7 protein-coding genes and 3 pseudogenes are annotated in these 12,722 nt (G+C 71.0%); 7 read left to right on the top strand and 3 right to left on the bottom strand.

The annotated features are described in order from the left end of the window. Positions 1-167 precede the first annotated feature (167 nt). A complete protein-coding gene (locus IF78_RS0102170; RefSeq protein WP_031475242.1) occupies positions 168-1,181 on the bottom strand; it encodes a hydroxyacid dehydrogenase in 1,014 nt (337 codons plus the stop codon). Positions 1,182-1,727: 546 nt separating this feature from the next. Between IF78_RS0102170 and IF78_RS0102165 the strand changes: the two genes are divergently transcribed. The 6 genes and pseudogenes from IF78_RS0102165 to IF78_RS0102140 form a co-directional block, all read left to right on the top strand. Then, positions 1,728-3,080 carry an extracellular solute-binding protein gene (locus IF78_RS0102165; protein WP_031475244.1) on the top strand — a complete coding sequence of 451 codons (1,353 nt, stop codon included), beginning with the start codon at positions 1,728-1,730 and terminating at the stop codon, positions 3,078-3,080. Continuing rightward, on the top strand, positions 3,077-4,075 hold the full coding sequence (locus tag IF78_RS0102160) for a carbohydrate ABC transporter permease (RefSeq protein ID WP_031475246.1): 999 nt from the start codon (positions 3,077-3,079) through the stop codon (positions 4,073-4,075). The genes IF78_RS0102165 and IF78_RS0102160 overlap by 4 nt, the downstream gene beginning before the upstream one ends. Continuing rightward, a complete protein-coding gene (locus IF78_RS0102155) occupies positions 4,072-4,935 on the top strand; it encodes a carbohydrate ABC transporter permease (protein WP_031475248.1) in 864 nt (287 codons plus the stop codon). The genes IF78_RS0102160 and IF78_RS0102155 overlap by 4 nt, the downstream gene beginning before the upstream one ends. A 113-nt stretch (positions 4,936-5,048) precedes the next feature. Next, on the top strand, positions 5,049-8,384 hold the full coding sequence (locus IF78_RS0102150; protein WP_234439689.1) for an alginate lyase family protein: 3,336 nt from the start codon (positions 5,049-5,051) through the stop codon (positions 8,382-8,384). Positions 8,385-8,411: 27 nt separating this feature from the next. Then, positions 8,412-9,677, top strand: a complete 1,266-nt coding sequence (locus IF78_RS0102145) for an alginate lyase family protein (protein WP_031475252.1) — start codon at positions 8,412-8,414, stop codon at positions 9,675-9,677. 112 nt (positions 9,678-9,789) lie between these two features. Then, positions 9,790-11,364, top strand: a pseudogene (locus tag IF78_RS0102140) (carboxylesterase/lipase family protein); the annotation flags it as partial. Here the strand turns inward: IF78_RS0102140 and IF78_RS50600 are convergent. Beyond that, positions 11,297-11,434, bottom strand: a pseudogene (locus IF78_RS50600) (hypothetical protein); the annotation flags it as partial. The pseudogenes IF78_RS0102140 and IF78_RS50600 overlap by 68 nt on opposite strands. Between IF78_RS50600 and IF78_RS50770 the strand changes: the two are divergent. Then, a pseudogene (locus IF78_RS50770) lies at positions 11,367-11,612 on the top strand (nSTAND1 domain-containing NTPase); the annotation flags it as partial. The pseudogenes IF78_RS50600 and IF78_RS50770 overlap by 68 nt on opposite strands. A gap of 45 nt (positions 11,613-11,657) precedes the next feature. Here the strand turns inward: IF78_RS50770 and IF78_RS0102135 are convergent. After that, positions 11,658-12,713, bottom strand: a complete 1,056-nt coding sequence (locus IF78_RS0102135; protein WP_031475256.1) for a LacI family DNA-binding transcriptional regulator — start codon at positions 12,711-12,713, stop codon at positions 11,658-11,660. Positions 12,714-12,722 lie beyond the last annotated feature (9 nt).

The following is a 12,722-nucleotide window of genomic DNA, read 5'->3' as shown; positions in this document are numbered from 1 at the left end:
CTCCTCCCCCACGCTCGAACCGAGCTTCGCTCGGCTCGCGCGGGGGCACCCCCATCGAGGGCGCTCCGGCGCCTTGCGATCGCACGCGCCCCCACGCTCGAACAACCTCGCGCGGGGGACCCCCATGACGCCGCGCGCTGATCCGGCCGGGGATATGACACAGGCTCTCAAGCCACTCGCCCCAGGTCGGCGAACCGCACCTCATGCACCAGCCGCGCGCCCCCCGCCACCCGCTCCAACTCCTCCACCACAATCCGCCCGAGCCGCTCCAGCTCGTTCCCCAGCGACCCGGCGATATGAGGCGTGAGAAACACATTGGGCAGGTGATACAGCGGCGAGCCCGCAGGCAGCGGCTCCGGCTCGGTCACGTCGAGCACCGCGTGCAGCCGCCCGGAAACCACCTCGTCCGTGAGTGCCTCGGGATCGATCAACGCCCCCCGCGACGTGTTGATCAGCACGCCTCCGTCCCGGATCAGGCCGAGCCGGTCCCCGTCGAGCATCCGGTACGTCTCCGGGATGTCCGGCGCGTGCAGGCTGACGATGTCGCTGTGCCGCAGCAGGTCCTCCAGCGACAGCAGTTCGGCACCGAGCTCGGCGGCCTCCGCGGCACTGACGTACGGGTCGTGCAGCAGCACCGTGAAGTCGAACGGCCGCAACAGTTCCAGCAACCGCCGGCCGACCCGCGAGGCGCCGATGACGCCGACCCGCCGGCCCACGTTGCCGGTCGTGGCCGTCTCGCCGGGCGTCGGATAGGAGTGCGTGGAACGGAAGCGCTCCCGGAAGGCGAAGGCGTCCTTCCCGGCGAGCAGGATCATGGCCAGTGTGTACTCCGCGACCGGCAGCGCGTTGCCGGTCACCGCGCTGGACACCACGACTCCGGCCTTCCACAGCGCGTCCCCGACCAGCGAGCGAACCGAGCCCGCCGCGTGCAGTACCGCACGCAGCTTGGGTGCGGCGATGAGGACGTCGGCGTCGAGGTGGGGGCAGCCCCAGCCGGTGATCAGCACCTCGGTGCGGGCGAGGATCTCGGCCCCCGCCGGGTCGGTGAAGTCCCGTACGACGAGCGCCGGGTCGAGCTCGGACGTCTGCCTCAGCCGGGTCATCAGCGGTGGCGGGAAGAGCAGGGGGAGGTGCACCGGATCCATCGCGAACACGGCCCTCGGCGGGAGCGGGCTGGGCATGGCTCTCCTGAGACAATGGGTGGAAACATTTTCAGAAAGCGCCTTCTACCGTAGATCTGCGGGAAGGGCCGGTCAATCACCTGGATGGGGAGCGGATTTCCGGACGTCGCAGGCGGCGACCGTGCTCGGGCTACCTACGCTGCGGACCGCCCTCCGAAATCGGTTTCCAGGCTTTCCGGAGGTTTCGGCGGGGCGGCGGTCAGGAGGGTCGCCGGCGTAGGAGGTCGTGGGTCGGCGGTGGGCTGTGGTCTGCGGTGGGTCTGCGATGGCAACCGGTTCCCGCCAGGAGGACCAGAATCGGTCGCCCCTTTGCCGCGGACTGCGCTGATCAGGCCCTGTTTCCTGCGGTTCGCAGGCCTTCGCCGACCGTGAAGCCGAGGTTACACAGTCTTTTCGAAAGTTCGTCAAGGCTCTTGACGCCGTTTCCGGACCGCAAGAAGCTCTGCCCCAACCCTACGACAACCGGTTGCCGAACGGCCGGATCTCGGCCAACGCACGGATCGATGGTCGACATCCCGAACGGACAGAGCAGGAGGTGGTGCGCTCATGCGACACCCACAGGCCGGTGCCCCCCTGAGTCGCCGCCGCTTTCTCGGCCTCTCGGCCGGCGGTGCCCTGGGCGGCGCCGCGGCGTTGAGCGGCTGTGCCATGCAGGTGTCCACCGGGGGCCGCAGCTCGGGAGAGACCGTCACCATGATGGTCAAGCCCGACGACATCACGCCTGAACTGGTCAAGCAGGCCCAGAAGGACACCGGCATCACGATCATCCGGGTGGACTTCGACATCACCAAGCTGATCGCGATGCTCACCGCCGGCAACCCGCCCGACCTGGTGCGCGCGGTCGGCGCCACGGACGCCGCGTACTTCGCGGCACGGGACGTGATGCAGGAGCTGGATCCCTACTTCGCCAAGAGCAGCGTCCTCAGGCTCGATGACCTGGACCCGGTCAACGACCTGTGGCGCTACGACGGGAAGACGCAGGGCAAGGGCCCGCGCTACGGCATGGCGAAGGACTTCTCCCAGGACTCCATGTTCTGGTACAACACGTCGGCCTTCGACGAGAAGGGCGTCGACTACCCGGCCGAGCTCGAGCCGATCACGTACGAGGAGTGGCTGGACAACGCGGGGCGCCTCGTCCAGCGCTCGAAGGGCCAGACGACCGTCTTCGGCGGCAGCTACAACGGCCTGACCAAGGGCACGCTGCTGGCGAGCATGACGGCGGCCGCCGGAGGCAGCCTCTTCAGCGACGACTTCTCCCGGGTCGACTTCACCACCCCCGAGGCCCGCAAGGCGCTGGGCTGGTACATCGAGTACTGCAGGACCAAGGTCGGGCCGAGCGCCATCCAGCCCGACCCCAACGGCTGGGACGGGCCGACCTACCAGGCCGGCCGGATCGCCATGTCGAACGCCGGTTACTGGATGGGCGGCCTGATCAACACCGACAGGAAGCTGGCGGAGGTGTCCCGCCTCGCCCCCGCACCGGTCTTCGAGGGCGGCCCGCGCATCAGCTCCTGCCAGGGCGGTACCGGCATGTGGATGCCGCGGAAGGCGAGGAACAAGGACGCCGCGTGGCGGATCTTCGAGTGGTACTTCGGCGAGGCGCCGGCCAAGTCCCGCGCCTCCGGCGGCTGGGGCATCCCCACCCTGAAGTCGCTGCGGTCGCTGATGCCGGCCCAGGAGGACTACCAGAAGCGGGTGCTGAAGGTGCAGGAGAACGAGCTCGAGCACTTCTCGGTGGTCGCCTTCTCCCCCTACACCACGGGGGACTCGTTCGAGGCCCTCTTCAACCAGGCCGCCCCGGCCGCGATGAAGGGCGACATCTCCGTCGACACTCTCGCGGGACGACTGAACTCGGCCATCAACGAGCAGCTCAAGCGCGGTAAGGAGCAAGTGGGATGACGGTCGACCAGATCTCCTCGGTCGCGGACCGGCCTCGCTCGACCGCGAGCGCCGGCCGGGGGCCGGCCGCCGACCGGCCGCGGTCCTCGATGACCACGCGCAGGCACCGGGCGTTCTACATGTTCACCTCGCCGTGGATCATCGGGTTCCTGCTGCTGACCATCGTGCCCATGGCGTACGCGCTGTGGCTGAGCTTCACCACGTTCGACGGCATCTCGCCGAACTGGCACTACGTCGGGCTCGGCAACTACCGCGAGCTGCTGAACGATTCGGTGACCTGGGACGCCCTGCGCCGCGCCGGCCTGTTCGCGGTGACCTCGGTGCCGCTGTCGATCGTCGCCGGGCTCGGGCTCGCCGTCCTGGTCAACCGGCCGCTCAAGGCGCGCGGTGTGTTCCGCACCCTGCTCTATCTGCCGGCCGTGGTGCCTCCGGTCGGCGCGGGCATCGCCTTCAAGAACCTCTTCGACCAGAACGCCGGTGCCACCAACGGCGTTCTGACCCTCTTCGGTTTCGACGCCCTCGGCTGGCTCGCCGACCCCTACGCCCGCTACGTGCTCATCATGACGGTGCTCTGGGGCGCCGGAAACATCATGATCATCTCGCTGGCCGGGCTCCAGGACGTCCCCCGCGAGCTCCACGAGGCGGCCCGTATCGACGGCGCGAGCGCCTGGCGGACCTTCCGCAGCATCACCGTGCCGCTGCTGTCGCCGGTCCTGCTCTTCCAGACGGTGACCGGGGTGATCGCCTCGGTGCAGACCATCATGCCGCTGCTGCTGGCGCCGATTGCCAGCACGGCCGGCACCACCACGGTGCCGCAGTCCAACTACCTGTACATGATCCATGTGTTCGCGCAGTACTTCGCGCTCGGCCGCTACGGCTACGCCTCGGCACTGCTGTGGGTGCTCTTCGCCCTGATCCTCATCGCGACCGGCCTCATCTTCAAGTTCACGTCCGGCGTGGTGTTCTACAACGTCGACCCGGAGGCGAAGAAGTGACCGCCACCAGCCTGAACCCCAAGCCGCCGGTCCGCGTGCGGATACGCGTCAACCGCCTCGTCCTCTACACGGTCCTCGTCGTCGTCACCGGGCTGTTCCTCGGCCCCTTCGGCTGGCTGGTCCTCACCGGTCTGAAGACCTCGGCCGAAACGGCCGCCGCGCCCGTGCACTGGGTGCCCGAGGTCTTCCAGTGGCACAACTTCGCCGACGCCTACAAGCTCATCGACTTCCTCGGATACGCCCGCAACTCCCTGATCATCGCCCTGATCTACGCCGTCCTCGTCACCCTCAGCTCGGCCTGGGTCGGCTACGGCTTCGCCCGGCTGGACGCGCCCGGCAAGAAGACGTTGTTCGGCATCCTGATCGGCTCGATGATGCTGCCGCAGATGATCACCCTGCTGCCGACGTACCTGATCTTCGCCAAGCTCGGCATGGTCGACACGTACTGGCCGTGGGTGCTGTGGGGCCTGTCCGCCGCCCCGTACCTGGTCTTCCTCTTCCGGCAGTTCTTCGCGGGCCTGCCCCGCGAGCTGGAGGAGGCCGCGATCGTCGACGGCTGCGGCTACGCACAGATCTTCTGGCGGATCTTCCTGCCGCAGTCCTGGCCCGTCCTGTCAGCGAGCTTCGTGATCGCCTTCACCTGGACCTGGGGCGACTACATCGCCCCGCAGTTGCTGCTGTCCACCGACCGCACCACGCTCGCCGTCGCCGTGATGACCAGCTACGTCACCACGGGAGGCCAACCCGTGACCAACCTCCAGGCCGCCGGCTCCGTGATGTACGTCGTCCCGATCCTGCTGATCTTCCTGATCGCCCAGCGCGGCTTCGTCGCCGGTATGTCCACCTCCGGCCTCAAGTGACCTCCCGCATTCCTCATCCCTCGCGCGGGCACCGCCACCCAGACCCTCACGCTCACCGTCCAGCAAGCGTGATGCGGCCCCTCAGAACCACCTTGGAGTCACCCGTGTCACCCGTGTTCCCCCTCAGCAGACGGTCCTTCCTCGGTACGGCCGCCCTGGTGGCCGCGGCCGGCGGCGGCCTGCTGTCCGCCTCCGCGGCGCCGGCGTGGGCCCAGGACGCCAAGCAGGCCCGGCTCCGGGCCTTCACCCACCCCGGGCTGCTGCACGGCGCCGCCGACCTGGCCCGCATGAAGTCGGCGGTCGCGGAAGGCCGCGCCCCGATCGCCGCCGGCTTCGCCGCGCTGGCCGCCGACTCCCGCTCCCAGCACAGTTACGCCGTCCGCAACACCGGCCAGATCACCACCTGGGGCCGCGGCCCCACCGACAACACCAGCCAGGCCGCCACCGACGCGGCCGCCGCCTACCAGAACGCCCTCATGTGGGCGATCACCGGCGATGCACGCCACGCCGACAAGGCCCGCGACATCCTGGACGCATGGTCGGCCTCCCTCACCGGAATCACCGGAGCCGACGGTCAACTGGGCGCCGGAATCCAGGGCTTCAAGTTCGTCAACGCCGCCGAGATCCTCCGCCACACCGGCTACGACGGCTGGCCCGAGGAGTCGATACGCCGCTGCGAGCGCTCCTTCACCGACGTCTGGTACCCGGCCCTGTCCGGCTACTGCCTCTACGCCAACGGCAACTGGGACGTCGCGGCGCTGCGCACCATCCTCGCCATCGCCGTCTTCTGCGACAACCCGGTGATGTTCGAGGACGCGCTGCGCTTCGCCGCCGCCGGCTCGGGCAACGGCTCGGTCCCGCACCGCATCGTCACCGCCGCCGGCCAGGGCCAGGAGTCCGGCCGAGACCAGGCCCACGAGCAACTCGCCGTCGGTCTGCTCGCCGACGCCGCCGAGGTCGCCTGGCAGCAGGGCGTCGACCTGTACGGCTTCGCCGACGACCGGATCCTCGCCAACTTCGAGTACTTCGGCCGCTACAACCTCGGTGACAACTCGGTCCCCTTCACTGCCGACCTCGACCGCACCGGCAAGTACATCAAGACGGCCGTGTCCGACCGGCAGCGCGGAGCATGGCGGCCCGTGTGGGAGATGGCGTACGCCCACTACGCCGGCCGGCTCGGCAGGCAGGCCCCCTACACCGAGAAGGTCGTCTTGCGGGGCACCGGCGGGACGGGCGTGGTCGAGGGCTACCAGGAGGACCACCCGGGCTGGGGCACCGTCACCCATGCCGGGACGACGGCCGCCGCACCCACCGCGCCGACGGCTCCCGCCGGCCTCACCGCGACCGGCGACGGCAGCTCCGTCACCGTGTCCTGGCTGCCGTCCGCCTGGGCGAGGACGTACACCGTCCGCCGGGCCACCCGCCTGGAGGGCCCGTACGAGGAGATCGCCTCCGGCGTCGACAAGCCGACGTACAAGGACACCGACGTCAACGCGGGACGGACGTACTACTACACCGTCACCGCCGCCAACTCCCAGGGCAGCAGCACCGATTCGCTCCCGACCGCCCTCACCGCCGGTCTCCCCGAGCCCTGGTCCACCCAGGACCTCGGCGCGGTGAAGATCCCCGGCTCCGCCGCCTTCGACGGCGAACGGTTCGTCCTGGAGGCGAGCGGCACCGCCGACACCTACCGCGTCGCCCACCTCCGGCTGCCCGGCGACGGTGCGATCACCGCGCGGGTCGTCTTCCCGCTCAGCTCGCAGTACTCCAAGATCGGCGTCACGCTGCGCGACTCCCTCGACCCGGACGCCGCGCACGCCTCGATGCTGATCCAGGGGCTGCCGCTGCACACCTGGAGCGGCGTGTGGAGCGTACGCCCGAAGGCCGGGGCATCCGTGTCCGGCACCGGCAGCACGCCCGTGCCGCCGTCGCAGCAGACGGCGATCACCAGCTCGGCCGCCTTCCCGATCTCCGACCTCGGAGCGCTGCCCGAGTCGGCGACCCCGCTGGAAGCCCCCTATGTCGAGGGCGCGGGCGACGGCTACCGGCTGCGGGCCCCGTACTGGGTGCGGGTCACCCGCAGGGGCCGCCGCTGCACCGGCGCCATCTCCCCGGACGGCATCCGCTGGACCGAAGTCGGCTCCACCGAGGTCGAGTTGGGGCACACCGTGTACGCGGGCCTGGTCCTCACCTCCTGCCTCGGCGTCGACGCGGAGTACGCCGAGACCGGCACCGGCGCCTTCGACAACGTCTGCGTGACCTCCAGGACCTCCGGCGAGGTCTGGTCCGTGCCACGCCCCGCCCGCACCGCGACCGGCCTCACGGCCTCCGCCGGAGCCGACGCCGTCGAACTCGCCTGGACCGACCCGGACCACTCCGCCCGCTACAAGGTGCTGCGCTCCACCTCCGCCGACGGCCCCTTCGAGACGATCGCCACCGGCGTCGGCCCGGTCGGCTTCGGCACCCGGGTGCGGTACGCCGACGCCACCGGCACGCCCGGGACGACGTACCACTACGTCGTCGCGAAGACGAACTGCGCCGGCCGCGGCCCGCTCTCCGACCCGACCTCCGCGCGGATGCCGACTCCCAGCGCGCCCCAACTGACCTCGGCCGCACCCGCGTTCGCGAACAAGGGCGTCGCCTTCCGGCACGTCCTGCGAGGCTCGCACGAGCCCGTACGGTTCACCGCGGACGGGCTGCCCGACGGCCTTCGCCTCGACCGGCGCACCGGCCTGATCACCGGAACGCCCAACGAGACCGGCGAGTTCACCGTCACCACCACCGCGGGCAACGCGGCGGGCGACGGTACGGGAACGCTCACCCTGACGGTCGGCACGCCGCCACCGGCCCCCTGGACGTACGGGGATCTGGGCGATGTGGTCCTCGACGAACGGGACTTCGCCACCTTCGGTGTGGCCGCGATCCGCACCCCGGGCAGCACGTCCCACGCCGACGGCACCTTCACCGTACGCGGTGCGGGCGTCGACCTGACCGTCAACAACCAGGGGATGACCGGGCAGTTTGTACGACGGCCCGTCAGCGGCGACTGCGAGATCACCGCCCGGCTCGTCTCCCGCACGGGCGCGAGTGCCGACCGGGTGGGACTGCTGATGGCCAAGTCGCTGTCGCCGTTCGACCAGGCCGCCGTGGCCATCGTCACCGGCGGCACCACCGCGCAGCTCATGCTGCGCACGACCGTCGCCGGACGGTCGACGTTCACCGGGAACGGGCCCGCCACCCTTCCCTCCCTGCTGCGGCTGAAGCGCGTCGGGAACGCCTTCACCGCAGCCCTGTCCACCGATGACGGCGCCACCTGGACCACCCTCGCCACCGGCGAGATCCCCGGGTTCGGTGACGCCCCCTACTACGTGGGCCTCGTGGTCTGCTCACGCGACCAACTGGCCCGCTGCACCGCCGAGTTCGACGAGGTGAGCATCACCACCGACTGATCCCCCCACGGATTGGAGTGCACGACCATGAGCCGCACTTCCCCCCACCAGCACCTTCCCTCCGCCGAGTTGAGCCGCCGCGGTCTGCTGAAGACCGCCGGCGGCCTCACCGCGGCCGTCGCGCTGGGTACTGCATCTGCCGTCACCACGGCGGTCACCGCCACCACGGCGGACGCGGCCCCCGCGACCTTCACCCACCCCGGCATGCTGCACAACGCCGGCGACATCAACCGGGCCAAGGTCAGGGTCGCCGCGGGCACCGACCCCTGGCTGTCCGGCTGGAACCGGCTGACCGCCAACTCCCACTCGCAGTCCACCTGGACGCCCCGCCCCACGGCCACGATCATCCGCGGCGGCGACGGCCAGAACTACCCCCAGCTCTACAACGACATCCACGCCGCCTACCAGAACGCGCTGCGCTGGCACGTGGGCGGCACCGCCGCCAACGGCGACTGCGCCGTGCGCATCCTCAACGCCTGGTCGTCCACGCTCACCGAGATCACCGGCAACGCCGACCGGTACCTCGCCGCCGGCCTCTACGGCTGGCAGTTCGCGAACGCCGCCGAGCTCATGCGCGGCTACGCGGGGTTCGACCTGGGCCGGTTCAAGACGATGATGCTCAACGTCTTCTACCCGCTGAACGACCGGTTCCTGCGCGAGCACAACGACGCCTGCATCACCAACTACTGGGCCAACTGGGACCTGTGCAACATGGCCTCGATCATGGCCATCGGGATCCTGTGCGACGACGGCGCCAAGTACGACCAGGCCGTCAACTACTTCAAGAGCGGCGGCGGCAACGGCCAGATCCAGCGCGCGGTGCCGTTCCTGTACGGCAACGTCGAGGGCTACGACCTCGGCCAGTGGCAGGAGTCCGGCCGCGACCAGGGCCACACCGTCATGGGCATGGGCCAGATGGGCGCCCTGTGCGAGATGGCCTGGAACCAGGGCGACGACCTGTACTCCTACGACGGCCGCCGGTTCATGAAGGCCGCCCAGTACGTTGCCAAGTACAACCTGGGCATGAACGTGCCCTACACCACCTACACCTGGGGCAGCGGCCAGAACTGCGCCCAGCAGTCACAGACGGTGATCGGCTCCGGCAGCCGCGGCCAGGTCCGACCCGTCTGGGCCATGCTCCACTACCACTACAACCGCCGCCTGTACCTCGACGACAGGTACATCTCCCAGATGTGCTTCTCGGTCGCCCCCGAGGGCGGCGGCGGTGACTACGGCTCCACCAGCGGCGGCTTCGACCAGCTGGGCTTCGGTGCCCTGATGTACGCCAAGTAGCCGCCCGTACGCCGAATGGCCGCCATACCCGCTCGTGCGCCGGAATATCGGGCCACAATGAGTTGCTCTGATCTTCACGGTGCACGAGCGCGGTGAGGAGGCTGGTGGACGTATGACGGCAGTCCAGGCAGACCCCGTGGTGAGCACGCCGTACGGTGCCGTACGAGGCCGGTACGAACGCGGCGTCGCGGTGTTCCGGGGCATCCCCTACGCAGCGCCCCCGTTCGGCCCGCGCCGGTTCCGCCCGCCCGTGCCGCCGGAACCCTGGGACGGTGTGCGCGACGCCGTCGCGTTCGGGCCGACCGCGCCGAAACCGCCGTACTCCGAGGCCTTCGCACAGTATCTGTCCGACCCGGTCGTGCCCGGCGACGACTGCCTCAACCTGAACGTGTGGACGCCCGAGCCGGGCCGCGGGGCCCGGCTTCCGGTCATGGTCTGGTTCCACGGCGGCGCCCTCACCCGAGGCTCGTCCGGTGTGCCCGTGTACGACGGGTACACCTTCGCCCGGGACGGCGTCGTCCTCGTCTCGATCAACTACCGGCTGGGCGTCGAGGGCTACGGCCTCTTCCCGGACGCCCCCGCCAACGCCGGCCTGCGCGACCAGCTCACCGCCCTGCGGTTGGTGCACGCCTCCATCGAGGCCTTCGGCGGCGACCCGGACCGCATCACTCTCTTCGGCCAGTCCGCCGGAGCCATCAGCATCGGCGCCCTGCTCGCCGCCCCGCAGGCCCAGGGCCTGGTCCGGCGGGCCGTCCTGCAGAGCGGGCCGCCCGAGGCCGCCGAGCGGGACAAGGTACGGCGGATGGTGCGCCGTATGGCCGCCCGGCTGAAGATCCCCGCCACCGCGGCCGCGTTCGCCGACGTCGACCGCGAGCTGCTCCTGCGCACCCAGGCCGAGGTGGGCAGACTCAGCAGCCCCGTGGTGGGCGGGCCGGCCTTCGGGATCGTCGTCGACGGCGACATCGTCCCCCGCGATCCCCTCGAGGCGCTCACGAAGGGTGACGCCGCGTCCGGCATCGACCTGATGACGGGCTGGACCCGCGACGAGTACCGGCTGTGGCTGGTGCCGGGCGGGCTCCTGGAACGCGTCGACCGGCTCGGCGCGGTCGCCCTCGCCGGGGCCATGGCCCGCTGCCACGTCGGTGCCGACGTGCCCCGCGGCTACCGCGCCCTGCACCCGGAGGCCGGCACCGCCGAGATCGTCGGCCAGATGGTCACCGACCACCTGCTGCGCCGGCCCTTGCACCGCCTGGCCGACGCCCGCCCCGGGTCGTCGTACGTGTACGAGTTCGCCTGGCCCTCCACCCTCCCCGACCTCGGCGCCTGCCACGCCCTGGAGCTCGGCTTCGTGTTCGACACCGGAGACGTCCCCGAGTCCCGCAAGCTGGCCGGCGAGGGCGCCCCGCAGGAACTGGCGGACGAGATGCACGGGGCGTGGGTGCGGTTCGCGCGGGACGGCGACCCGGGCTGGCAGGCATGGGACGACTCGCATCCGGTGCGGGTCTTCGGCGACGGCCCGACCCACACGGCCCGTGGCCCGCGCGACGCCGAGCTCGCCCTGTGGGCGGCGGCCGTCCCGCCCGCGGCCCCCACACCCGCATCGGCCCTTGCCGACGGTGCGCCCACGCGTAGTACGGAACTGCGGTCGGTCGTACGGCGTCTGCGGCTGCCCGGCGCAGTCCGTCGGCAATGACGGCGGTCAGCCCGCCCAGCAGCTCCGGCCCGGGGCGGCACAGGCACTGTGCCGTCGGCAACAACATCGGCTCGCCGCCTGACCCAGTTCGGCATCGAGTCCATCGGCTGGCCCGCCTGCCGGCCGCCGCCGAGCCCGCAAGCCGGCTGCGCGTCGTCCTCGGCGTACGCGCCGACTTCTACGGACGCTGCGCCGAGCACCGCGAGCTCGCCGACGCCCTGCGTGAGGCCAACCTGATGGTGGGAGACCTGGCGGCGGCGCCGCGGCCGGGCGCTCACCATGGACTCCTAGGCGCTGAGCGGTGCGACCGAGTCCCGTACCACCACATGCGTGCCCAGCAGCAGATGCTCGTCCGGGCTCTCCGGGGTCCGGCCGAGCGCGGTGCGTACGGCCAGGCGGCCCAGTTCCTCGTACGGAACGTGCACCGTCGTCAGGGCCGGGTGCAGGTCACGGGCGAAGGGAATGTCGTCGTAGCCGGCCAGGGAGACGTCGCCGGGGACGTCCAGGCCGGCCTCGTGCAGGGCGGTGAGCGCGCCGGCGGCGACCATGTCGGTGGCGGCGACCACGGCCGTGAACTCCAGCCCCTTCTCGATGGCCTCGCGCATCAGCCGGTGCCCGGCGTCGCGGGTGAAGTCGCCGTGCCGGAGCAGCGCCGGGTCGGGCTCCAGGCCGCGGGCGCGATGGGCGGCGAGGTAGCCGCGCTCACGGCCCTGGGCGGTGGTGTGGTCGGGCTTGCCGCCGAGGAACAGCACCCGCTGGTGGCCCTGGGCGAGGACGTGGGCGACCAGGGCATAGGCCCCGCCCTCGTTGTCGTACTCGATGACGGTGACGGGAGCGCCGGGGCCGAGGGGCGGCCGCCCGCACAGCACCAGCCTGGAGCCCGCCGACGCCAGCGAGTCGGCCATGCGGCGGGTGCGCTCGCGGTACTCGGGGGTGTCGGCGGAGCCGCCGACCAGGATCACGGCGGCGGCGCGCTGGGCGCGCATCATCTCGACGAAGTCCACCTCGTGCTGGACGTCGCCCTCCGTCGTGCACACCAGGCACAGATGCCCGAGCCGCCGGGCCTCCCGCTCCACGCCGTGCGCCATGTGCGCGAACGACGGACCGGTGATGTCCTCCAGCACGAACGCCAGCGTGGGGGTGCCGACCCCCGCGACCGCCTTGGCGCGCGCGTCGGCGACGTAGTCCAGGTCGCGGACCGCCCGCATCACGCGCGTACGCGTCGCCGAGCTCACGGGATAGACCCCGCCGAGCACCCGCGAGACGGTCGACGCCGACACTCCCGCACGGGCCGCAACGTCCCGGATCGTGCTGCGCCCCGCGTCCTCGCTCTTCCTGGTCATCCCTGCCTC

The organism is Streptomyces bicolor, assembly GCF_000719285.1.
GTDB lineage: Bacteria > Actinomycetota > Actinomycetes > Streptomycetales > Streptomycetaceae > Streptomyces > Streptomyces bicolor.
This window is presented reverse-complemented; position numbering and strand designations above follow the sequence as displayed.

What these genes read in the sequence shown, in the direction of transcription:
- IF78_RS0102165 (WP_031475244.1), top strand. Translation starts at nt 1,728, where the DNA reads ATGCGACACCCACAGGCCGGTGCCCCCCTGAGTCGCCGCCGCTTTCTC.
- IF78_RS0102160 (WP_031475246.1), top strand. Translation starts at nt 3,077, where the DNA reads ATGACGGTCGACCAGATCTCCTCGGTCGCGGACCGGCCTCGCTCGACC.
- IF78_RS0102145 (WP_031475252.1), top strand. Translation starts at nt 8,412, where the DNA reads ATGAGCCGCACTTCCCCCCACCAGCACCTTCCCTCCGCCGAGTTGAGC.
- IF78_RS0102170 (WP_031475242.1), bottom strand. Translation starts at nt 1,181, where the DNA reads ATGCCCAGCCCGCTCCCGCCGAGGGCCGTGTTCGCGATGGATCCGGTG.
- IF78_RS0102135 (WP_031475256.1), bottom strand. Translation starts at nt 12,713, where the DNA reads ATGACCAGGAAGAGCGAGGACGCGGGGCGCAGCACGATCCGGGACGTT.